The organism is Frateuria hangzhouensis, assembly GCF_026410505.1.
Classification (GTDB): Bacteria; Pseudomonadota; Gammaproteobacteria; order Xanthomonadales; family Rhodanobacteraceae; genus Frateuria_A; species Frateuria_A hangzhouensis.
In genome coordinates, this window is record NZ_JAPMIU010000036.1 from 1 (window position 1) to 1,265 (window position 1,265).

At 62.5% G+C, this 1,265-nt stretch carries 1 protein-coding gene; it reads left to right on the forward strand.

Annotated elements, in window-relative coordinates:
• Nucleotides 1–249 precede the first annotated feature (249 nt).
• Nucleotides 250–1,245, forward strand: a complete 996-nt coding sequence (locus tag OSC30_RS16745) for an IS110 family RNA-guided transposase (protein WP_267172986.1) — start codon at nucleotides 250–252, stop codon at nucleotides 1,243–1,245.
• Nucleotides 1,246–1,265: the final 20 nt, after the last annotated feature.

Genomic DNA, 1,265 nt, shown 5'->3' on the forward strand with positions numbered 1-1,265 from the left:
GGGCTCCTTGTATGTTGCTCACGCACACACAGAGGTGCGAACCAAGCAAGTGTGTTTCCGGGGAGGCCGTGGGCTCCTTGAGGCGAAATCTTCGACCTCGTCTGTAGAGCGGCCCCCCGCCTCATTGCCCACCACGGAGAGTATCCAGAAGCCGTTTGACGGACTTCGCATAACAAGGTCGTGAGGGCAACAAGTGCGAGGTCGGGGAGCCGGAGCCATTCTTGCGCCATTGCAGCTGAAGGAAAACCCATGAACACCCATGTTGGGATCGATGTCGGTGCGCGCAGCCTGAGTGTGGCCTGGCGCCAGCATGACCGTACGGCTGGCAGCGCCAACTTCGAGCAGACGCGTGCCGGCCATGCCAAGCTCATCAAGCGCCTACGCAGCCTCAAACCCGAGCGAATCGTCCTGGAAGCAACCGGCGTGTATTACCTGGATATAGCCACAGCGCTGGTCGACAAGGGCCTGCCGGTCGCTGTCATCAACCCCAAGAGCTTTCACCACTTCGCCCAGCTCAAGTTGGCCCGCAGCAAGACCGACCCGATCGATGCGGCGCTGCTGGCCGAGTACGCCGCCTGCCTGCGGCCACCACTGTGGACCCCGCCCAGCACCACCGCCCTGGCACTACGTGACATCGGAAGGCAGATCAATCGTCTGACCAAGGCGCGTACCCAAGCCAAGAACCGGCTGCATGCCTTTCATGCAAAACACGAAACGCTGTCGCTGCTCATCGAAGACCAGATCGAGGCCATTGCTGCGCTCAAGGCGCGCATCGAGCGGCTCAAGCAGGCCGCGCGCGACCTGATGAAAGCCGCACCCGGCTTGGCCGCCCAGCACAAGTGCCTGATGAGCGCCTCGGGTGTGGGCGAAGCGAGCGCGATTGCTTTGCTGGCCGAGTTGAGCGTGCTTCCCACCCATCTCAAAGCGCCCCAAGTCAGTCGCCACGCCGGGTTGGATGTACGCCTGTGCCAGTCAGGCACCAGCGTCAGCAAAGCCGCCCGACTGAGCAAGACAGGCAACGCTTACCTGCGCTCGGCCCTGTTCATGCCGGCCATGACAGCCGTGCGTCGCAACCCACCGGCCAGGGCGTTCTACGAAGCCCTCGTCCACCGGGGCAAAAAGAAAATGCAGGCGCTCGCCGCAGTCATGCGCAAGTACCTCACCGGTCTGTGGGCCTGCATGCAACGCGGCGAGACCTTCGATCCCACCAAGTTGTTCAGCGCCTGCCACCTCGCTAGGGGTTGACCGGTAACAGAGTATCTACA

What these genes read in the sequence shown, in the direction of transcription:
- OSC30_RS16745 (WP_267172986.1), top strand. Translation starts at nt 250, where the DNA reads ATGAACACCCATGTTGGGATCGATGTCGGTGCGCGCAGCCTGAGTGTG.